This window comes from Bradyrhizobium algeriense (assembly GCF_003062295.1).
In the GTDB taxonomy this organism is placed as follows: domain Bacteria; phylum Pseudomonadota; class Alphaproteobacteria; order Rhizobiales; family Xanthobacteraceae; genus Bradyrhizobium; species Bradyrhizobium algeriense.
This window is the reverse complement of sequence record NZ_PYCN01000021.1, coordinates 61,081-80,495: the sequence shown is the minus strand read 5'-3', so window position 1 is coordinate 80,495 and position 19,415 is coordinate 61,081. Positions and strand designations below refer to the sequence as shown.

26 protein-coding genes are annotated in these 19,415 nt (G+C 63.3%); 8 read left to right on the top strand and 18 right to left on the bottom strand.

Features of this window, described 5'->3' with window-relative positions:
* Positions 1 to 47: 47 nt before the first annotated feature.
* The gene (gene leuD, locus C7G61_RS30265) at positions 48 to 653 is read right to left on the bottom strand and encodes a 3-isopropylmalate dehydratase small subunit (RefSeq protein ID WP_108520706.1); all 606 of its coding nucleotides are present in this window, start codon (positions 651 to 653) and stop codon (positions 48 to 50) included.
* An 84-nt stretch (positions 654 to 737) separates the two neighbouring features.
* Positions 738 to 1,136, bottom strand: coding sequence for a metallopeptidase family protein (locus C7G61_RS30260; protein WP_108520704.1), 399 nt, complete (start codon positions 1,134 to 1,136; stop codon positions 738 to 740).
* Positions 1,137 to 1,247: 111 nt separating this feature from the next.
* On the opposite strand from C7G61_RS30260, the gene C7G61_RS30255 reads away from it, so the two are divergent.
* The 3 genes from C7G61_RS30255 (at position 1,248) to C7G61_RS30245 (ending at position 2,485) form a co-directional block, all read left to right on the top strand.
* Positions 1,248 to 1,574 carry a hypothetical protein gene (locus tag C7G61_RS30255; RefSeq protein ID WP_108520702.1) on the top strand — a complete coding sequence of 109 codons (327 nt, stop codon included), beginning with the start codon at positions 1,248 to 1,250 and terminating at the stop codon, positions 1,572 to 1,574.
* Positions 1,575 to 1,815: 241 nt separating this feature from the next.
* Positions 1,816 to 2,061, top strand: a complete 246-nt coding sequence (locus tag C7G61_RS30250) for a hypothetical protein (protein WP_108520699.1) — start codon at positions 1,816 to 1,818, stop codon at positions 2,059 to 2,061.
* A gap of 130 nt (positions 2,062 to 2,191) precedes the next feature.
* Positions 2,192 to 2,485 (top strand): hypothetical protein, encoded by a 294-nt coding sequence (locus C7G61_RS30245; RefSeq protein WP_108520697.1) that lies wholly within the window; start codon positions 2,192 to 2,194, stop codon positions 2,483 to 2,485.
* 337 nt (positions 2,486 to 2,822) lie between these two features.
* Here the strand turns inward: C7G61_RS30245 and C7G61_RS47255 are convergent, their stop codons facing one another.
* The 10 genes from C7G61_RS47255 to ffh all read right to left on the bottom strand — a co-directional run bounded on the left by C7G61_RS47255 (position 2,823) and on the right by ffh (position 10,022).
* Positions 2,823 to 3,173 carry a hypothetical protein gene (locus C7G61_RS47255; RefSeq protein ID WP_190242025.1) on the bottom strand — a complete coding sequence of 117 codons (351 nt, stop codon included), beginning with the start codon at positions 3,171 to 3,173 and terminating at the stop codon, positions 2,823 to 2,825.
* 217 nt (positions 3,174 to 3,390) lie between these two features.
* Positions 3,391 to 3,597, bottom strand: a complete 207-nt coding sequence (locus C7G61_RS30230) for a hypothetical protein (RefSeq protein WP_108520693.1) — start codon at positions 3,595 to 3,597, stop codon at positions 3,391 to 3,393.
* 100 nt (positions 3,598 to 3,697) lie between these two features.
* Positions 3,698 to 5,104, bottom strand: coding sequence for a 3-isopropylmalate dehydratase large subunit (gene leuC, locus C7G61_RS30225; protein ID WP_108520691.1), 1,407 nt, complete (start codon positions 5,102 to 5,104; stop codon positions 3,698 to 3,700).
* A gap of 77 nt (positions 5,105 to 5,181) precedes the next feature.
* Positions 5,182 to 5,316 (bottom strand): hypothetical protein, encoded by a 135-nt coding sequence (locus C7G61_RS47080; protein ID WP_274542294.1) that lies wholly within the window; start codon positions 5,314 to 5,316, stop codon positions 5,182 to 5,184.
* Between the two features lie 134 nt (positions 5,317 to 5,450).
* On the bottom strand, positions 5,451 to 5,831 hold the full coding sequence (rplS, locus tag C7G61_RS30220; RefSeq protein WP_108520689.1) for a 50S ribosomal protein L19: 381 nt from the start codon (positions 5,829 to 5,831) through the stop codon (positions 5,451 to 5,453).
* 214 nt (positions 5,832 to 6,045) lie between these two features.
* On the bottom strand, positions 6,046 to 6,771 hold the full coding sequence (gene trmD / locus C7G61_RS30215) for a tRNA (guanosine(37)-N1)-methyltransferase TrmD (RefSeq protein ID WP_108520687.1): 726 nt from the start codon (positions 6,769 to 6,771) through the stop codon (positions 6,046 to 6,048).
* 26 nt (positions 6,772 to 6,797) lie between these two features.
* Positions 6,798 to 7,427, bottom strand: coding sequence for a DUF4304 domain-containing protein (locus C7G61_RS30210; RefSeq protein ID WP_108520685.1), 630 nt, complete (start codon positions 7,425 to 7,427; stop codon positions 6,798 to 6,800).
* Positions 7,428 to 7,479: 52 nt separating this feature from the next.
* Positions 7,480 to 8,004, bottom strand: coding sequence for a ribosome maturation factor RimM (rimM, locus tag C7G61_RS30205; RefSeq protein WP_108520683.1), 525 nt, complete (start codon positions 8,002 to 8,004; stop codon positions 7,480 to 7,482).
* A 19-nt stretch (positions 8,005 to 8,023) separates the two neighbouring features.
* The gene (rpsP, locus tag C7G61_RS30200) at positions 8,024 to 8,356 is read right to left on the bottom strand and encodes a 30S ribosomal protein S16 (RefSeq protein WP_108520681.1); all 333 of its coding nucleotides are present in this window, start codon (positions 8,354 to 8,356) and stop codon (positions 8,024 to 8,026) included.
* 118 nt (positions 8,357 to 8,474) lie between these two features.
* Positions 8,475 to 10,022 (bottom strand): signal recognition particle protein, encoded by a 1,548-nt coding sequence (gene ffh, locus C7G61_RS30195; protein WP_108520833.1) that lies wholly within the window; start codon positions 10,020 to 10,022, stop codon positions 8,475 to 8,477.
* A 521-nt stretch (positions 10,023 to 10,543) separates the two neighbouring features.
* On the opposite strand from ffh, the gene C7G61_RS30190 reads away from it, so the two are divergent.
* Positions 10,544 to 11,608 carry an MBL fold metallo-hydrolase gene (locus C7G61_RS30190; RefSeq protein WP_190242024.1) on the top strand — a complete coding sequence of 355 codons (1,065 nt, stop codon included), beginning with the start codon at positions 10,544 to 10,546 and terminating at the stop codon, positions 11,606 to 11,608.
* Between the two features lie 39 nt (positions 11,609 to 11,647).
* Here the strand turns inward: C7G61_RS30190 and C7G61_RS30185 are convergent, their stop codons facing one another.
* Together C7G61_RS30185 and C7G61_RS30180 are read right to left on the bottom strand one after the other, a co-directional pair.
* A complete protein-coding gene (locus C7G61_RS30185; RefSeq protein ID WP_108520678.1) occupies positions 11,648 to 12,355 on the bottom strand; it encodes an SIMPL domain-containing protein in 708 nt (235 codons plus the stop codon).
* Between the two features lie 5 nt (positions 12,356 to 12,360).
* On the bottom strand, positions 12,361 to 13,071 hold the full coding sequence (locus C7G61_RS30180) for a GyrI-like domain-containing protein (RefSeq protein WP_108520676.1): 711 nt from the start codon (positions 13,069 to 13,071) through the stop codon (positions 12,361 to 12,363).
* A 348-nt stretch (positions 13,072 to 13,419) separates the two neighbouring features.
* Here C7G61_RS30180 and dapF point away from each other — a divergent pair, with 348 nt between their 5' ends.
* Complete coding sequence (dapF, locus tag C7G61_RS30175; protein ID WP_108520674.1) at positions 13,420 to 14,292, top strand: diaminopimelate epimerase; 873 nt, start codon at positions 13,420 to 13,422, stop codon at positions 14,290 to 14,292.
* Positions 14,293 to 14,297: 5 nt separating this feature from the next.
* Positions 14,298 to 15,563 (top strand): tRNA (N(6)-L-threonylcarbamoyladenosine(37)-C(2))-methylthiotransferase MtaB, encoded by a 1,266-nt coding sequence (gene mtaB / locus C7G61_RS30170; RefSeq protein WP_108520672.1) that lies wholly within the window; start codon positions 14,298 to 14,300, stop codon positions 15,561 to 15,563.
* Positions 15,564 to 15,761: 198 nt separating this feature from the next.
* Here mtaB and C7G61_RS30165 read toward each other — a convergent pair whose 3' ends face one another.
* Positions 15,762 to 16,397 (bottom strand): RluA family pseudouridine synthase, encoded by a 636-nt coding sequence (locus C7G61_RS30165; RefSeq protein WP_244608537.1) that lies wholly within the window; start codon positions 16,395 to 16,397, stop codon positions 15,762 to 15,764.
* A gap of 178 nt (positions 16,398 to 16,575) precedes the next feature.
* Here C7G61_RS30165 and ftsY point away from each other — a divergent pair, with 178 nt between their 5' ends.
* Complete coding sequence (ftsY, locus tag C7G61_RS30160; RefSeq protein WP_108520668.1) at positions 16,576 to 17,523, top strand: signal recognition particle-docking protein FtsY; 948 nt, start codon at positions 16,576 to 16,578, stop codon at positions 17,521 to 17,523.
* Position 17,524: 1 nt separating this feature from the next.
* Positions 17,525 to 18,127, top strand: a complete 603-nt coding sequence (locus C7G61_RS30155; RefSeq protein ID WP_108520666.1) for a septation protein A — start codon at positions 17,525 to 17,527, stop codon at positions 18,125 to 18,127.
* Positions 18,128 to 18,180: 53 nt separating this feature from the next.
* Here C7G61_RS30155 and C7G61_RS30150 read toward each other — a convergent pair whose 3' ends face one another.
* The 3 genes from C7G61_RS30150 to ccmD all read right to left on the bottom strand — a co-directional run bounded on the left by C7G61_RS30150 (position 18,181) and on the right by ccmD (position 19,414).
* Positions 18,181 to 18,540, bottom strand: a complete 360-nt coding sequence (locus C7G61_RS30150) for a ComEA family DNA-binding protein (protein ID WP_108520664.1) — start codon at positions 18,538 to 18,540, stop codon at positions 18,181 to 18,183.
* Positions 18,541 to 18,641: 101 nt separating this feature from the next.
* Positions 18,642 to 19,235, bottom strand: a complete 594-nt coding sequence (locus C7G61_RS30145; RefSeq protein ID WP_108520662.1) for a DsbE family thiol:disulfide interchange protein — start codon at positions 19,233 to 19,235, stop codon at positions 18,642 to 18,644.
* Positions 19,232 to 19,414, bottom strand: a complete 183-nt coding sequence (ccmD, locus tag C7G61_RS30140; protein ID WP_108520660.1) for a heme exporter protein CcmD — start codon at positions 19,412 to 19,414, stop codon at positions 19,232 to 19,234. Before ccmD ends, C7G61_RS30145 begins: the two co-directional genes overlap by 4 nt.
* Between the last annotated feature and the right edge of the window lies 1 nt (position 19,415).

Sequence of the window (19,415 nt, the reverse complement as noted above, 5' to 3'; positions counted from 1 at the left end):
GAGCCCCGATGTGATCGGGGCTCTCGTAACACGATCAGGCGATACGATCACGCCCAGGCGCGCTCTTTCTTCAGCTTCGCCTCGTAATCGTCGATCGACGATTTCTTTTCCATGGTCAGGCCGATGTCGTCGAGGCCGTTCATCAGGCAGTGCTTGCGGAACGGATCGATCTCGAACTTCACCTTGCCGCCGTCAGGACCGCGGATTTCCTGGTTGGCGAGGTCGATGGTCAGGGTGGCGTTGGCGCCGCGCTCGGCGTCGTCGAACAGCTTGTCGAGGTCGTCCTGGGTGACGCGGATCGGCAGAATGCCGTTCTTGAAGCAGTTGTTATAGAAAATGTCGCCGAACGAGGTCGAGATCACGCAGCGGATACCGAAATCGAGCAGCGCCCACGGCGCGTGCTCGCGGCTGGAACCGCAGCCGAAATTATCGCCGGCGACCAGCACCTTGGCGTTGCGATAGGCCGGCTGGTTGAGCACGAAGTCCGGGTTCTCGCTGCCGTCATCCTTGTAGCGCTGCTCGGAAAAGAGCCCCTTGCCGAGGCCGGTGCGCTTGATGGTCTTCAAATACTGCTTCGGGATGATCATGTCGGTGTCGACATTGATGATCTTCAGCGGCGCCGCGACGCCTTCCAGTGTGGTGAACTTTTCCATCGATCGCACTTCCCGGTTGAAGGGTGGGGCAGGCCGCTGATTTATCGCGAATATCGCCCCGGCAAAAGGCCAATTTGCACAATCCTACCCTGCGGAAGCCTCGATCGCCTCCATATCGGCGTCCGACAGCCCGAAATGGTGCCCGATCTCGTGGATCAGGACGTGGCGGACGATATGGCCCAGCGTTTCCTCGTGTTCGGCCCAGTAATCGAGGATCGGCCGGCGGTAGAGCCAGATCATGTTGGGCAGGCGGGCGACATCGTCGTTGCTCTGCTGCGGCAGGCCTAGCCCAACGAACAGGCCGAGCAGGTCGAACTCGCTTTGCGCCTGCATTTCGTCCAAAACCTCGTCGGTCGGAAAATCGTCGACGCGGATGATCACACCCTGGCACAGGGTTCGAAACGTCTTTGGCAGGCGCTCGAACACCTCATGCGCCATGGCTTCCATCTCGGCGAGCGAGGGGGCTTTTGCTTCGGTCCACATCAGGACGTATTTAGCGTGTGTTATGCCCGTGCGCATCCTGGTTTTGCGGAGTTGACCTCGGCGCGCCAATCGGGGACCGTACGGGGGATATCAGGCGTGGGTGGACTGAAGATGAAGCGGATTGTGACGGTCGCAGCATGGGCTGCTTTTGCCGGGCTCCTGCTCCCCGGTACGATGGCGCAGGCGCAGACGGCATTGCCGGAGCTGCGGGTCGGGGTGGCGCCGAAGCCGGTCGTCACGGATGTGTCCGCGCAGCGCCGGCGGCCGCTGCGGCGGGTGCCGATCTATCGGCAGGAGGAATGGGCGCCCGACGTCTACCCGCGCTACAACCCCGGCCCCAACGCCGTGCGCTCTTGCACCGCGCATTACGTGCAGGAGTACCGGCCGAGCGGCACGGTGATCACCCCGCGCATGAACTGCTACTGGCGGCCGGGCTAGATTTTTTCTTCCATTTTTTGACGCGTCCTGACGCGGCGGTGGTTCGGCTTTTGCGCTGAAGTCGCGACGGCGTCCTGCGCCGGTTGGCGTGCGCAAGGATTGCGGCGAGCCGCAGCCGTCATCCGTTCATCTTCGTGGCGCATTCATTCAGAGCCCATTCAAGTCGCTCGCGTCAGATTGCGTGCAGCGTTGCGCCGAGCGATTCGGCGCAGACGTGGACACCGACCCAAGGAGAGCATTCATGCAGTTCACGAAAGTTTTGGGGCTCGCCGCCGTTGGCGCGCTGCTCGCGCTCGCGGCTCCAGCCGAGCGCGCCAATGCGCTGTCGCTCAGCAACCCCGGCGCCGCCGCAGCGGTTCAGGAAGACGCCAGGCTGGCGACCACGGAAGTGCATTGGCGGCATCGTCACCATCATCGGTGGCACCGCTGGCACCATCACCGCGGCCATCATCACCACCACCATCACCGCCACTGGCACCGCTGGTAAGTGCGACAGCTTGGCGCAGATATCGCACAGGCCCGCTTCATTGCGGGCCTGTTTTCGCTTTGGCTGGGCCTTGAAACTGGCGAGATTGCTGCGCGTATTTGATGGTCGTGATCAACGAGAGGAGTCCGTCATGAAGAGCTTGATCGGGGCAGCCTTTGTCGCAAGCGCGCTCGTGGTTGCCGGATCGGCCGCGATCGGTCCGGTCGTCGCGGCGCCGCAGACGAAGGCGCAGAGCGCCGGCACATCCGACGTCACCGATTTCAGCGCGCACCGCTATAACAGGCGCTACCATCGTCATTACGGCTACTATCGTGCGTACGACCGCCCCTATTACTACAGTCGGCCGGTCTACTATCGGCCGTATCCCTATGACTCGCCGGCGCCGTTCACCTTCGGCATCGGGTTCGGGCCGTTCTGGTGGTGAGCGTGCACAACTTCGGTCAGCCGCAAAAAATCTCTTCAGCGCTCCTTTCCTGCGCATTCATCTTTTAGGTCGGCGCATTCATGGCGCGTTCACGTGCCTGTCTTTAACGTCACGTTGGGAGCGACCGCAAAGAAAGAAAAACGTGACGGGGACCAGCCGCGGTGCGGCTGAGGGGCGCGCCGTCGCCGGTTAGGGAGGTTCATCCATGTCGATATCCGATCCCGGACGCGGCCTTGTCCGCCGTCTGGGCGTAACAGCTGCGGCTCTGCTTGCGTTCGCAGCGACATCACAACAGCGCGCCGAGGCGCTCTCGCTTGCAAGTCCCGGCGCGGCGCCTTCAGTAAAATACGCAACCGACGGACTGACGACCCAGGTTCAACACCGCGGTGGGATGGGCGGCGGCGGTTTTCGCGGCGGTGGCGGTGGCGGCTTCCGTGGCGGTGGCGGCGGCTTTCATGGCGGTGGCTTCCGCGGCGGCGGAGCGGCATTTCATGGCGGCGGTTTCCGCGGTGGCGGCGCGGCCATTCACGGCGGTGGCTTCAGAGGTGGTGGGATGGCGATCTACCGTGGCGGTTTTCGTGCGGCGCCGGCCTTCCATGGCGGCGGCCACCGCTTCGCACATCGTCACGCGTTCCACCGGCCTCACGTCTTCCATCGGCCGCACTTCCACCACCGGCGTCACTTCCATAGCCGCTTCTACTACGCGCCGGCCTACTACACATACCCGGCCTACTATTACCCGCGCCGATGCCGGATCATCTTGACCTACTACGGACCGCGCAAGATCTGCCGTCCGTGGTGGCGCCACCGCTATTATGCATACCGGTATTGGTAAGATCAGGCTGAAACGAAACAGGCGCCCGGTTCGGCGCCTGTTTCTTCGAGCGTGAAAGAATCCGGCCGGCTCACCAATCCTTGCCTTCCCAAGGCTTGATCTTCCACGGCGTCAGCTTTTCCATTCGCCACTGTGCCCAATGCTCCGGCGGCCAGTGACTGAGGCGTGAGGTATCCTTGGGCGATGTCGGAAGATCGACGACGCGCGGCATGACGCGGCGGCGCGACTGGCGCGTCAGCTCGCTGATCATATCGACGAATTCAGGCTTGTCCGTCACGGCCGGGTCCCTCGCGAAAGCGCTTCGCAAGAGACCAGTCTGCGCCCTTGCCTGTTAACGTGGCGTTGCCTGAACGTCTCGCTATCTAGGCAAACCAGGGTTAACGCCACTCCCTGATGTCGACGAAGTGCCCGGCGATCGCCGCCGCTGCTGCCATGGCCGGCGACACCAGATGGGTGCGGCCCTTGAAGCCCTGACGGCCCTCGAAATTGCGGTTCGAGGTCGAGGCGCAGCGCTCTTCAGGGGACAGCTTGTCGGGGTTCATGGCGAGGCACATCGAGCAGCCCGGCTCGCGCCATTCGAAGCCGGCCTTGATGAAGATCTTGTCGAGGCCCTCGGCTTCGGCCTGTTCCTTCACGATGCCCGAACCCGGCACGATCATCGCATTGACGTGGGCGTTGACCGTCTTGCCCTCGGCGACTTTCGCCGCGGCGCGCAGATCCTCGATCCGTCCGTTGGTGCAGGAGCCGATGAAGACGCGGTCGAGCTTGATGTCGGTGATCTTCGTCCCCGCCGCCAGGCCCATATATTTCAGGGCGCGGTGCTTCGACAGCCGCTTGGCCTCGTCCGCGATCTCATCGGGATCCGGCACGAAGCCTGTGATCGACACCACGTCCTCGGGCGAGGTGCCCCAGGTCACGATCGGCGGCAGCTTTGCCGCGTCCAGCCGGATCTCGTGGTCGAAATGCGCGCCGTCGTCGGAGCGCAGCTTTTCCCAATAGCGCATCGCGGCGTCCCAGTCGGCGCCCTTCGGCGACTTCGGGCGGCCTTTCAGGAATTCGAACGCCTTTTCGTCCGGCGCGATCAGGCCGGCGCGGGCGCCGCCCTCGATCGACATGTTGCAGACCGTCATGCGGCCTTCCATCGAGAGCGCACGGATGGCGTCGCCGGCATATTCCAGCACATAGCCGGTGCCGCCGGCGGTGCCGATCTCGCCGATGATCGCCAGGATGATGTCCTTGCCGGTGACGCCGTCGGGCAATTTGCCGTCGACCACCGCGCGCATGTTTTTTGCTTTTTTCTGGATCAGCGTTTGCGTCGCCAGCACGTGTTCGACTTCCGACGTGCCGATGCCGTGCGCCAGCGCGCCGAACGCGCCGTGGGTGGAGGTGTGGCTGTCACCGCAGACGATGGTGGTGCCAGGCAGCGTAAAACCCTGCTCAGGGCCGATCACGTGCACGATGCCCTGACGCTTGTCGAACTCATTGAAATACTCGACGCCGAACTCCTTGGCGTTGTCCGCCAGTGCCCGGATCTGCTCGATGCTTTCAGGGTCGGGATTGGGTTTTGAACGGTCGGTGGTCGGGACGTTGTGATCCACGACGGCCAGCGTCTTTTCCGGCGCGCGAACCTTGCGGCCCGTGGCGCGCAGGCCCTCGAACGCCTGCGGCGAGGTCACCTCGTGCACCAGATGGCGGTCGATATAGAGCAGGCAAGTGCCGTCATCGGCTTCGTGCACCAGATGGTCGTTCCAGATCTTGTCGTACAGGGTGGTCGGTTTGGACATGAGCGTAAGCTCCAAAATGAAATTCTGTATGAGCGGTCAAGCGCGGATACGCGCAAGCAACGGACGTCGGCGCAGCATCAAGCTGCGCGCGTAAGCTCTGATGTCGCCGAGGTCGCGAACCGTCCGAAGAACCGGCCGGGCAGCCGCGAGCGATCGTCGATGACGACGAGCTGGGCGGTGCCGAACGTGGCGCTGGTGCGATCTAGAACCATTCTGAATTTCTAACACAGGGTCCGCGGCCGCCACAATCAATCGATTGGCAGGGGCATTGCCTAGATAGGCATAGCGCAACAAAAAAGCGCGGGGCAAAACCCCGCGCTTTTCGTCACATCCCTTTCGGGACGAATTACTCGCCGACGGCGGTCGGGCGGTCCTGCTTCTCGACGATGCGGGCCGACTTGCCGCGCAGTTGGCGCAGGTAATACAGCTTGGCGCGACGGACCTTGCCGCGGCGCACCACCTTGATCGAGTCGATCATCGGCGACATTACCGGGAACACGCGCTCCACGCCCTCGCCGTAGGAAATCTTGCGGACGGTGAAGCTCTCGTTGAGCCCGCCGCCGGAACGGCCGATGCAGACGCCTTCATAGGCCTGCACGCGGGTGCGCTCGCCTTCGACTACCTTGACGTTGACGATCACGGTGTCGCCGGGCCCGAATTCCGGAATCGTCTTGGTCGCCGACAGTTTTTCGAATTGCTCTTTTTCGAGCTGTTGAATGAGGTTCATTGAAATCTCCATCGGCGGCGCGCCCGGCAGCGGGCTGCGCGACGTCCATCTATCCTGTAGCGCGTATTCCGCAAAAGTGGACACCGGTTTTGCGAATAGAATACGCGCATTTTTAAAGAGTTAGCGCATTTTCGGACGGCAAACCGGAATCCACTTTGCCTGAAAATGCGCGTGCGCGGATTTGGCGCTCGTATAAGGCATAGGCGGGCGCTTGTCACCCGTCTGTCGTTCTTTTTGTGCCTTTTTGGCCGGGCCTCGCGGCCCATAAATCCGGCCGGCGCGTCCGGGTCAGGGCCTCGGCTTCGGCCCGGCGCCAGGCCGCCACCTTGGCATGGTCGCCTGAGATCAGGATTTCGGGGATGCCGCGGCCCTCGAACTCCTGCGGGCGGGTGAATTGGGGGTATTCCAGTAGTCCTTCGGAAAAGCTTTCGTCCTCGCCCGAAGCCTGTTTGCCCATCACCCCCGGCAAAAGCCGCACGCAGGCGTCGATCAGGGCCATCGCGGCGATCTCGCCACCGGACAGCACATAGTCTCCGATCGAGACTTCCTCGAGGTGCCGGGCTTCGATGACCCGCTGATCGACCCCCTCGAACCGGCCGCAGACGACCAAGGGGCCGGGCCCGGCGGCCAGTTCCGCCACAAGCGACTGGGTCAATGGCCGACCCCGCGGGCTCATCAGGAGGCGCGGACGGCTTTGGTCGATATCCGCGGCATCGATCGCTGCCGCCAGCACATCGGCCCGCAGCACCATGCCCGGACCGCCGCCGGCCGGTGTGTCATCGACGCTGCGGTGGCGATCGGTGGCGGAATCCCTGATGTCGCGCGCCTCCAGCTCCCACAGGCCTGAAGTCAGCGCCTTGCCGGCCAGGCTGACGCCGAGCGGCCCGGGAAACATCTCGGGGAAGAGCGTGAGAACCGTGGCGCGCCAAGGGTTGGTCATGCTCGCTGGTTAGGGCATCGCGCGTGTCAGGTCGAGGGTTCAGCTTGAGGCTTGATGCACGATAAGGCCTCCAGTTCCGCACGAAGAGAGTGCGCAACTCCGAGATTCGCCAACGCAATCCGGGCGAAGGCGCTGGCGTCAACCAGATTGCCAACCGATTGCCGCATGAGGGCCAATGATCGCGCCATTCGAACTTTCGTGGAGCGAAAGCCCGAAAAGCTATAATGCCCGGCCTCGAATTGCGTAGGTGTGACTTTGTGCAACGGAGATTCTGGTCCCGACAGTTCGGAGAAGAGCCTTCGACCAATTGTTGTATAGACCGATGCCGCTGCCCGAACGGCGACGTCCATGCTCTCTTTTGACCCTTCATGTTCCCACCATTGATCACCCTTTGCTTCGGACAGCCTTTGCCGAAACTCGCAGAGCTCTTCTCTGATTTTGGTTGCATCGGGTGAGTTGCCAACGACATCCGGGATACACCGAGGCTGGATGCCGAGGTTTACGGCGAACCTGCCGCCGTGTCGCGATCCTTGTACATTCAGGACGTGAATGAGATCTCCTGAGATCCGACGGAAGGTGCGGCCGGAGCCAAAGAATCCGTCGCTCTTGAGCACGGGACTCAGGTGGTCTTTGATTGAAGATTCCAGGCGAGGCATCCCGCAGCCCTGTATTTTTTGAGGGGATTATTCGCGAGCCATTATCAGGTCGTCATGATGATGACGCCTCGTCATCGCCTTCGATTTCCCGCGGCAGTTCGATCACCACGCGGCCGCTGGCGAGATCGACCGTCGGCACCACCGCATTGGTGAACGGCAGCAGCATGGTCTGCCCCTGCGGCGGCGCGATCTCGATAATGTCGCCGGCGCCGAAATTATGGATCGCGATCACGTGGCCGAGCGGCTCATCCGCGGCGTTGACCGCCGCAAGCCCGATCAGGTCGGCGTGATAATATTCGTCCTCGTCGGTCTCGGGCAGTTTTTCGCGCGCGACATAGAGCTCGATGCCGTTGAGCCGTTCGGCGTCCTCGCGGGTGGCGATGCCTTTCAGCGTCGCCACCAGATGGTCTTTGGCCTCACGGGCATGCGTCACCTCGAACTGGCGCGCGCCGTCCCTGGTCATCAGCGGGCCGTAATGTTTTACGGCCAGCGGATCTTCGGTGAACGTCCACAGTTTCACCGCGCCGCGCACGCCGTGCGCAGCGCCGATACGGGCGACGCAAATCGGTGCTGCCACCGTCGTGCGCCGCTACGCTTTAGGCCTTTGCGGCGGCTTCGGCGCGCGCCTTGCGCTCCTTGCGCGGCACGGCCTTTTCCGGGTTGCTGCGGGCAGGACGCTTGACGATGCCGGCGGCATCCAGGAAGCGCGTCACGCGATCCGACGGCTGCGCGCCCTTGGCGAGCCAGGACTTGACCTTGTCCATATCGAGTTTCAGCCGCGACTCATTGTCCTTCGGCAGCAGCGGGTTGAAATGACCGAGACGCTCGATGAAGCGGCCATCGCGGGGAAAGCGCGAGTCGGCGACGACGACGTGATAGACCGGGCGCTTCTTGGTGCCTGCTCGAGCGAGGCGGATAACGACTGACATTTGGTTCTCCTGAGTGTGGGTTAATTGAAAGTCTGTTGGTTGATACAATTCGTCATTGCGATGCTTTCTTTGCGCGGATCGATGGATTGCTTCGCTGCGCTCGCAATGACGGAAGCGGTCATTTCTTCTTCCCGGGAAAGCCGCCGAGGCCGGGCAAGGTCGGCTTGCCGCTGAGGCCTGTAAGGCCCGGCACGTTCGGCAGTCCCTGGCGCAGGCCGACCGGAAGATCCTTCGGCAAATTCGGCAGGCCGCCTCCGGCGCCGCCCTGCATCTTGTCGGCCAGCGCCTTCATCTCTTCCGGCGAGGGCGGCTTCATGCCGCCGCCAAAGCCCATCGCCTGCGCGATGCCGGCCATCGGGCCGCGCTTGCCCGAGCCCATGGCCTTCATCATGTCGGCCATGTTCCGGTGCATCTTCAAAAGCTTGTTGACCTGCTCGACATTCTGGCCGGCGCCGGCGGCGATGCGCTTCTTGCGGCTGGCTTTCAGGATGTCAGGGTTCTTGCGCTCGGCCCGCGTCATCGAATCGATGATCGCGACCTGGCGCTTCAAAATCTTGTCGTCGATCCCGGCGGCGGCGATCTGGTTCTTCATCTTGGCAACGCCGGGCATCATGCCCATCAACCCGCTGATGCCGCCCATGTTCGCCATCTGCAGCAACTGTTCGCGCATGTCGGTCAGGTCGAACTGGCCCTTGCGCATCCGCTCGGCGGTGCGCGCGGCCTTTTCGGCGTCGATATTCGCCGCCGCCCGCTCCACCAGCGACACCACGTCGCCCATGCCGAGGATACGGCCGGCGATCCGGCTCGGATGAAAATCTTCCAGCGCGTCGGTCTTTTCGCCGGTGCCGATCAGCTTGATCGGCTTGCCGGTCACCGCGCGCATCGACAGCGCCGCGCCGCCGCGGCCATCGCCGTCCACCCGCGTCAGCACGATGCCGGTGAGGCCAACGCGCTGGTCGAAGGCGCGCGCGAGGTTGACCGCGTCCTGGCCGGTCAGGGAATCCGCGACCAGCAGCACTTCATGCGGATTGGCCGTGGTTTTGATCTCGGCCGCTTCGCTCATCATCTCTTCGTCGAGCGTGGTGCGGCCGGCGGTGTCGAGCAGCACCACGTCGTAACCGCCGAGCTTGCCGGCTTCCAGCGCGCGCTTGGCGATCTGCGCGGGCTTCTGGCCGGCCACGATCGGCAGCGTCGGGATGTCGAGGTCGCGGCCGAGCACGGCCAATTGCTCCATCGCCGCCGGGCGGTAGATGTCGAGCGAGGCCATCAGCACCTTGCGCTTGTCGCGCTGGGTCATGCGGCGGGCGAGTTTTGCGGTGGTGGTGGTTTTGCCGGAGCCTTGCAGGCCGACCATCATGATGGCGACCGGCGGCACCGCATTGAGGTCGATGGTCTGGCCGTCGGAACCAAGCGTGGCGATCAGTTCGTCATGGACGATCTTGACCACCATCTGGCCGGGGGTAACCGACTTGACGACGGTAGCGCCGACCGCCTGCTCGCGGACGCGGTCGGTGAAGCTTCTAACCACGTCGAGCGAGACGTCGGCTTCCAGCAGCGCGCGGCGCACCTCGCGCATCGCGGCGTCGACATCGGCCTCAGACAGCGATCCGCGGCCCGTCAGCCGATCGAGTATCCCACCAAGCTTTTCCGACAGATTGTCGAACAATGCCGTTGTCCTGTTGCTGCCCTTGCGGGCGATATATCGATCCATCCACCACTGTCATCACCCGCCTTGTGCGCAATTGCGCACTGGGGCGGGTGATCCAGTATTCCAGAGCAGCTCGTTTGAACCGAGAAGCTGCGGCGTACTGGATACCCCGCCTTCGCGGGGTATGACGGCCAATTGTCTCGGCGGAATACGCCAAAACGATCGTCCAAACACTTTCGCGCCCGAGGGCGCATCGCGCTGTCGGGCGTTGGCCTCCGGTCTCGTGGGCCGGGCGGCGGGTCGAAAAGAACGTCTTTCCGAGAAGTCGGCGGGTTAAACGCCCGGAAGGGGCGAAAGTCAAGGAGAAACTAGGTTGTGATAGCCGTTGGATGTGATCTAAGTTGCTGATCTAATTATCGTTTCAGCAGGCGGTGATGGCCTCCAGGCAAGCTTCCTTTCGCCGCAGGTTCCAAGTTGAGCCAGAGCACGCCATATAGCGCTCCATGTCGTCAGCTCTCGCGCGCCCTTCGTGATCTCCCGTGCCCATCACCCGTCGCCATGTTTTTGGAATACTCGCCGGCGCAGCCGCGGCCGTCGGCGTGCCCTCGATCTGGATCAGCAATATGAAAACCTATGACGGCCCCGTCTCCGATCATTTCGACGGAACCCGCTTCTTCGATCCCGACGGGGTGCCGCCGAGATCATTGGCCGAGGTGCTGCGCTGGCAGTTCGGAACCGACCGGAAGCGCGCGAGCTGGCCGGATTGGGTGCCGAACGCGCACAGCGATACGCCGCCGCCTCGCGTTTCCGGCAACAAGGTGCGGCTGTCCTTCGTCGGCCATGTCTCCTGGCTGATCCAGACCCGGGATCTCAACATCCTCGTCGATCCCGTGTGGTCGCTGCGGGCCTCGCCCGTCTCGTTCGCCGGGCCGCAGCGGCACAACGATCCCGGCATCGCCTTCGAGGCGCTGCCCAAGATCGATGTCGTGCTGGTGTCGCACGGCCATTACGACCATCTCGACATCGCGACGCTGTCGAAGCTTACAGAAAAATTCTCGCCGAGGGTGATCACGCCGCTCGGTAACGACGTCACCATGCGCGACACGGACAGTGCGATCAAAGCCGAGGGGTTCGACTGGCAGGACCGCGTCGAGCTCAGCAATGGCATTGCGGTGACGCTGGTGCCGACGCAGCACTGGTCGGCGCGCGGATTGTTTGATCGCAACAAGGCGCTGTGGGCGAGTTTCGTGCTGGAGACGCCGGCGGGGAAACTCTACATCGTCTGTGACTCTGGTTACGGCGAGGGCAAGCACTTTCGCCGCGTCGCCGAGAAGCACGGCCCGCTGCGGCTGGCGATATTGCCGATCGGCGCCTATGAGCCGCGCTGGTTCATGAAGGACCAGCACATGAATCCGTCCGATGCGGTGAAGGCGCTCGCCGATTGCGGCGCGCAAGAAGCGCTGGCGCATCATCACGGCACATTCCAGCTGACGGATGAAGCGATCGACGAGCCGGTCAATGCGCTGGCCGATGCGCTCAAAGAGGCGAAGGTCGCGCCCGAGCGGTTTGCGGCGCTGAAGCCGGGGCAGGTTTACGAGATCTAACGTCTCGTCGTCTCGGCCCTGCGCAGGGACGACAGGCCACTACTGTTCCTTCGCCTTGATCGCCCAGGACACGCTCACCGTCACCGATAGCGTCTCTTCGCCTTGCGCCACGGGTGCGCCGGCGGCCATGGGCGCGGCCATCTTGCCGCGATGTAGCGGCACGGGCGCGCCTTCCTCGGAAATGCTGATGGGCTCGCCGAGCGTGACGCCGGCAGCCTTGGCATAGATCTCGGCCTTGCGGCGGGCGTCCGCGATCGCCTTCTCGCGGGCCTCGTCGAGATGCTTGGAGGCTTGTGAAACGCTAAAGTTGATGCCGCCGATTTCGTTGGCGCCGGCGCCTGCCAGCACGTCGATCACGTTCGCCACCTTGGTCACATCGCGGATCTTGACTGTGACACGGTTGCTGGCGCGGAAACTAACGATGCCTGCTGCGCGGTCCGAGCTTTTGGACGACGTCGCAAATTGTGGCTGCAGCGACAGCCGCGAGGTCTGGTAGTCCTTTTCCTCGATGCCGGCGCCTTTCAGCGCCAGCAGCACCTTGCCCATCGCCGCGTTGTTGGCATCTGACGCCTCGCGCGCGGTCTTGGCGTCCGATGTCACGCCGCCGTCGATCTGGGCCTGATCCGGCGGCACCGACACATTCGCTTCGCCGGTCACGGAAATCGCAGGCGGCGGCATCGTCTGCGCCAATGCGGGCACGGCGAGCCACGTGGCGGCCACGGCCGCAAGGACGAGCGAATACTTCATCCTTCTTACCTCAGCGGCACGTAGACGTTGATCACCAGCTTGTCCTCCGCCGTCTTCAGGGGATCGGTGATGTATTCCTCGATGAAAGTATCCTTGGCCTCGAGCTTCTTGTCGTCGAGGTGGTTGGTGATCGCCTCGTAGGTGTTGTCCATGTTGTCGTAGGAGCCGCGATGGACGAACTTCAGCGCCTTGCCCTCGGGCGACTTGCCCATGCTCATGTCCTTGGTCAGGTTCTTGACGTCCTGATCGACCGGAATCTGGGCCAGGAACGTAAAACCGGTATCGTCGGTCGAGGTGTAGACGATCATCGAATTGCCCGTGGCCTTGATGCCCTGCTTGTCGAGCACGGCGGTCAGCGCCTTGAACGCATCGATCAGGGTGTCGAAGGCCGCGTCCCAATTCGCGGTGCCCTTGATGATAACCACTTTCTTGGGCTCGAGGGCGAACTCCTCGCCGAAGGGGTCGGCGGCCTGGACGCCGGCGGCGGGAGGAGGGGGCGCGGGCAACGGGGCTTTTTCCGCCGTGGGGGCATCCGCGGGCGACTTGGTTTCGGCCGGCGGCGGGACCGGAACCGCCGATGGTGCGGGGCTGGGCACAGCCGACGGGCTCGCGGCCGGTGAGGCTGCGGGCGCCGGCGATTGCGCCAGGGCTGCCCCGCCAAACGCAACCATGGAGAGTGCGACCAAAGCCGCACGGAAAGTGCTGATACGGTTCATTTCAGGTATTCTCCATCCCACCCCACCCTGGCGGCGGCATGTCCCGGTCCGCGCCCGCCAGAATGGTGCCATTTTCTAACACGCAAGATCCGCTTTCGTCCCATGACAGATGCGTCATACGCCCCTGCGTACTGGTGCTCCAATTCCGAAGCTCGCAAGCATATGCGGCGGGCACTTATGCGAGCTTCGGAATTAAGAGGAGCACCAGCAAGCTTGTCGTTTCCTAGTGAGGTGAATTTGCAGTTCCTATGAAAGGGTTGCAGCGGGACTGATAGGAACTGCAAGTTCACCTCACTAGCCAATTGGCCATCATTCGCCATATAAGGCAGGCAGAATTTGGGAAATTCCATGAGCGCGCTCGCCAACCACGCATTTGCCAAGATGAACGGCATCGGCAACGAAATTGTCGTGGTGGATCTGCGCGATTCCAAGGCCGCCGTGACGGCTGAGGAGGCGCGTGCGGTGGCCTCCCCTGCGGGCGTGCCCTATGACCAATTGATGGTATTGCAGCCGCCGCGGCTGCAGGGCACCGAGGCCTTCATCCGCATCTACAACAATGACGGCTCGGAGGCCGGCGCCTGCGGCAACGGCATGCGCTGCGTGGTGCGCCGCCTGTTCGAGGAGACCGGCCAGACCGCGGTGACCTTCGAGACCCGCGCCGGCCTCCTGAACTGCTGGCAGGGCCCGGCGCCCGATCTCTATACCGTCGACATGGGAGCGCCGAAGTTCGGCTGGCAGGATATCCCGCTGGCGGAAGAATTTCGCGACACCCGCTATATTGAACTGCAGGTCGGGCCGATCGATGCGCCGGTGCTGCATTCGCCGTCGGTGGTTTCGATGGGCAATCCGCACGCGATCTTCTGGGTCGACGACGTCAACGCCTATGACCTCGAACGCTTCGGGCCGCTGTTGGAAAACCACCCGATCTTTCCCGAGCGCGCCAACATCACGCTGGCCCATATCGTCGACCGCGACCACATCACGATCCGCACCTGGGAGCGCGGCGCCGGCCTGACCAGGGCCTGCGGCTCGGCCGCGTGTGCGGCCGCGGTCGCGGCGGCGCGGTTGAAGCGCGCCAATCGGTCGGTCGAGATCACGCTGCCCGGCGGCAAGCTTGCGATCGAATGGCGCGAGCGCGACGACCATGTGCTGATGACCGGCACCGCCGATTTCGAATATGAAGGCCGCTTCGATCCCGCGCTGTTCGCCAGCGTCGCCTAGGAACCATGAGCGTCGACGTCCTCACCTTCGGCTGCCGTCTCAACGCGTTCGAATCCGAGGTGATCGCCCGCGAGGCGGAGCGCGCGGGGCTTTCCGATACTGTCGTCATCAATAGCTGCGCCGTCACCAACGAGGCGGTGGCGCAGGCGCGGCAATCGATCCGGCGGTTGAAGCGTCAGCGGCCGGATGTGCGCATCGTCGTCACCGGCTGCGCGGCGCAGACGCAAGCAGAAATGTTCGCCGAAATGACCGAGGTCGATCGCGTCGTTGGCAATGACGACAAGATGCGAAGCGAAGCTTGGCGCGATGCGCGCACGGCGTTCGACACCGGTTTTGGTATCGCCGCCAGCGAGAAGATCGCAGTTGCCGACATCATGGCGGTCAAGGAGATGGCGCCGCACCTGCTGGACGGATTCAAGGCCGGCCTGCCGCGCGTCTTCGTGCAGGTGCAGAACGGCTGCGACCACCGCTGCACTTTCTGCATCATTCCCTATGGCCGCGGCAATTCGCGCTCGGTACCGATGGGCGCGGTGGTGGATCAGGTTCGCGCGCTGGTCGAGCGCGGCCATGCCGAGGTCGTGCTGACCGGTGTGGACCTCACGAGTTACGGGGCTGATTTGCCGGGTACGCCGAAACTGGGGCAATTGACCCGACAAATCCTGCGGCATGTACCGGAACTGAAGCGCCTGCGGATTTCATCGATCGATTCCATCGAAGCCGATCGCGATCTGCTCGACGTCATCGCCAAAGATGAGCGGCTGATGCCGCATCTGCATCTGTCGCTGCAGTCCGGCGACGACATGATTCTGAAGCGGATGAAGCGCCGGCATTCGCGGCAAGACGCGATCGAATTCTGCGCGCAAGTGCGGCGGCTGCGCCCCGATATCACGCTGGGGGCCGATATCATCGCAGGCTTCCCGACCGAGACAGAAGAGATGTTCGCGCGTTCGCAGGATCTCGTCGATGAGTGCGATCTCACCTTCCTGCATGTGTTTCCCTATTCCAGGCGACCCGGTACGCCCGCCGCACGGATGCCGCAAGTGGCAGGCGAAGCGATCAAGGCACGTGCGAAGCGGCTGCGCGCGGCGGGTGAGGCGGCGTTGCAGCGGCGGTTGGCGGCAGAGGTCGGCACGACGCGTCAGGTTTTGATCGAAAGTGCGACGCAAGGGCGGACGGAGCATTTCCTGCCGGTTGCGGTATCAGGTGAAAGACCGGGCGCAGTGATGGCGCTCGCGATCAAGGGCCATGATGGGACGCGATTGACGGTGTAACTCTTCCTTCTCCCCTCATGTCCGCCGTAGCCTTCGGCGAAGGCGGATGTGGGAGAAGGTGGCGCGAAGCGCCGGATGAGGGGTCTCTATCCGCGAATAGCAATGCGAGAGATTTACCCGCGGAGAGAACCCCTCACCCGTCTCAATCGTGCTTCGCACGATTGATCCACCCTCTCCCACAAGGGGAGAGGGAAGAAGTCACTCTCCGTTCCACCCACACTTCCTCAACTGCTCGCGCATATGCTCCGGCGCCGGCGCCACCACGCGCACCGGCTCCTTGTTCTTCGAAATCGGAATCACGATCTCGCGGGAATGCAGATGCAGGATCGGCTCGCCAAAACGAGGTCCGTTGCCGTAGATATTGTCGCCGACGATCGGCCAGCCCATGGCTGACGTGTGCACGCGCAATTGATGGGTGCGGCCGGTGACGGGTTCCAGTGCGAGCCAGCAAAGGCCGTCGCCGCGGCCGCGCACTTTCCAGTTGGTGACGGCCTTCTGCCCGTCTGGATCCGGCTTCTGCCACCAGCCGCGCTCGACGTTGAGCCGCCCGAGCGGCATGTCGATGGTGCCTTCATCTTCGGCAGGTCCGCCCTCGATCACCGCCCAATAGGTTTTTCCAATCTTGCCGTGCTTGAACAACAGGCCGAGCGAGGCGGTGGCCTTGCGATGGCGTCCCAGCACGAGACAGCCGGAAGTATCCTTGTCGAGCCGGTGGGCCAGCACCGGCGGCCGTGGCAGGCCGAATCGCAAGCCGTCGAAGGACGCCTCCAGATTGGCGCCGCCCTTGGGGCCGCGATGCACCGGCAGGCCGGCAGGCTTGTCGATCACAAGCATCAGCCCGTCGCGATGGAGCACGCGCGCCTGGATTTCATCTGCCGTTAGCCCACGGACATCAAGGGATGTCCGGGGAACATCAAAGGATGCCCCGGGGACATCGAGGGATGCCCCGGGAACATCAATGGATTTGTTGTGACTTCCGCTCATGGCGCGAAACCGCTAACACGTCCCCGACATGAGCGATACCACTCCCGGAACCCCCAAATTGAGCTGGTGGCGGCGGCTTTCGAGCGGCCTGAAGCGGACCTCGAGTTCGCTCGGCTCGGCCGTTGCCGACCTCGTCACCAAGCGCAAGCTCGACCGCGCCATGCTCGACGATATCGAGGATGTGCTGCTGCGCGCCGATCTCGGTACTGCCGTGGCGGTGCGGATAGCCGATGCCGTCGGCGCCGGCCGTTACGACAAGGCGATCTCGGCCGACGAAGTGAAGACGGTGGTTGCGACCGAAGTCGAGAAGGTGCTGGCGCCGGTGGCGAAGCCGCTGGAGATCGACGCGGCGCAAAGGCCGTTCGTCATTCTCGTGGTTGGCGTCAACGGCTCGGGCAAGACCACCACCATCGGCAAGCTTGCCGCGAAACTCAGCGCCGAGGGCCGGAAGATCATGATGGCGGCCGGCGACACGTTCCGCGCCGCGGCGATCGAACAGCTCAAGATCTGGGGCGAGCGCACCAGGGCGCCGGTGATATCAGGCGCGCAGGGCTCGGATTCGGCAAGCCTTGCCTTCAACGCGCTGACCGCGGCGAAGGAACAGAATATCGACGTGCTGCTGGTCGACACCGCCGGGCGTTTGCAGAACAAGGCCGAGCTGATGAACGAACTCGAAAAGGTGGTTCGCGTCATCAAGAAGGTCGATGCATCGGCCCCGCATGCGGTGCTCTTGGTGCTCGATGCCACGGTGGGACAAAATGCGCTGTCGCAGGTCGAGGCATTTCATCGTACCGCTGGCGTCACGGGCCTCGTGATGACGAAGCTCGACGGCACCGCGCGAGGCGGCATCCTGGTGGCGCTGGCGGAGAAATTCAAACTGCCCGTGCACTTCATCGGCGTCGGCGAAGGCATCGACGATCTCGCGCCGTTCACCGCGCGCGACTTTGCCAACGCGATTGCAGGGATTGAAAGCTAAGATGGACAAGAACCAGCCGCATCCGGTGTTCAAGCTCGCGACCGAACTCGGTCCGCTCATCGTGTTCTTCGTCGCCAACGCGAAGTTCAACCTGTTCGTCGCGACCGGCGCCTTCATGGTGGCGATCGTGGCCGCGATGATCGCCTCTTATGTGGTGGTGCGGCATGTGCCCATGATGGCGATCGTCACCGCCGTCATCGTGCTGGTGTTCGGCACGCTGACGCTGGTGCTGCACGACGAAACTTTCATCAAGGTCAAGCCGACCATCATCTACGGCCTGTTCGCCGCGATCCTCGGCGGCGGTCTTTTGTTCGGCCGCTCCTTCATCGCGATCCTGTTCAATCAGATGTTCAACCTGACGCCGAAGGGCTGGCGCATCCTGACCATGCGATGGGCGTTGTTCTTTCTGGCGATGGCGGTCCTGAACGAAATCATCTGGCGCACGCAATCGACCGACTTCTGGGTCACCTTCAAGGCGTTCGGTGCGATCCCGATAACGATGATCTTTGCCATGACCCAGATGCCGGTGATCAAGCGCTACCATCTGGAGCCGGCCACGCTCGAGGCGAGCGAGGCGGAAGCGGGCGATGTGAGCAAGGGCTGATCAAAAAGCAAAACGCACCGGCGCGGGGCGCGCGCCGATGCGTTCTGCGAAGATCAGCTCTTCTGCTTGGCGATGATCTTGTCCTTGATCTTGTCGTAGGTCGCCTGCGGGACAATGCTCTTCTGCACCAGCTCGTCCTTGCCCTTGTACGGGCGGCCCGCGATGATCTTGGCGGAATAGGCCTTGCCGACACCCGGCAGCGCGTCGAGCTGATCGGCGGTCGCCGAGTTGATATCGAGCAGTTCCGCCTTGGGCGCCGGCGCCATCTTCGACTCAGAGGCCTTCGGGGCTGGAGCCATCTTGCTGTCGGATTTGGTTGCGGGCTGCGCGGTCTGGGCCATCGACGGGGTCGCCGTCAGCATGCCCAAAGTCAGCGCGGTGGCGAGAAGAGAAGCGAGCGTGAAATGACGCATAGGGTGTCCCTCCAAGGACGGTTCAAGTAACGCCATAAAGCTAGCTGCGAATTCGTGGCGGCGCCATGGCTGCCAAATGAACGGCAGATAAAACCAGAAAATTATTTGCTCAGCGCCTTCTCGATCTCGACCTTCAGCACACTGTCGAGATTGGCCGGCGTCACCGGCCCGACCAGCTTGTAAAGAATGGTGCCCGCGCGGCCGACGACAAAAGTTTCAGGCACGCCATAGACGCCCCATTCGATCGAGCCGCGGCCATTGGCATCGACGCCGACCATGCTGAACGGATTGCCGTAGCGGCCGAGGAAGCGGCGGGCGTTATCGGGGGAATCCTTGTAGTTGATGCCGACGATCTGCAGCCGCGTGTCCTTTGCCAGCGCGGTCAGCAGCGGCGCCTCGTCGTGGCATGGCACGCACCACGACGCCCAGACATTGACGACGGAGACCTTGCCCTTGAAGGCGGCGGGGTCGAGCCCCGGGACCGGCGCCCCGTTATGGACGAGGCCTTCCAACGCCGGCAGCGCGGTCTGCGGCGCCGGGCGGCCGATCAGGGCGGAGGGGATTTTTGAGGGATCGCCGCCATACAGCCGCAGCAGGAACAGCGCGGCGACCGCCATGAAACCGATCAGCGGCAGCGCCACCAGCCAGCGCCGACGGCGCGGCAGCTCGTCCGATGCTGTGGGCGGCGCGGTCATCGGATGTCCGTCGCCTGGCGGCCGGAGCGCCGGGTCACGCCGCTGGCCTCGAGTTCGCGCAGGCGCTCCTTCTGGAGGCGATAGTCGATGGCGATCCAGATGATGAGAAGTACCACGACAGCCGCCACCAGCGTGTAGGACGTCACGATAAAGGAAGCGTAGGGACCGAGCGATGTCACG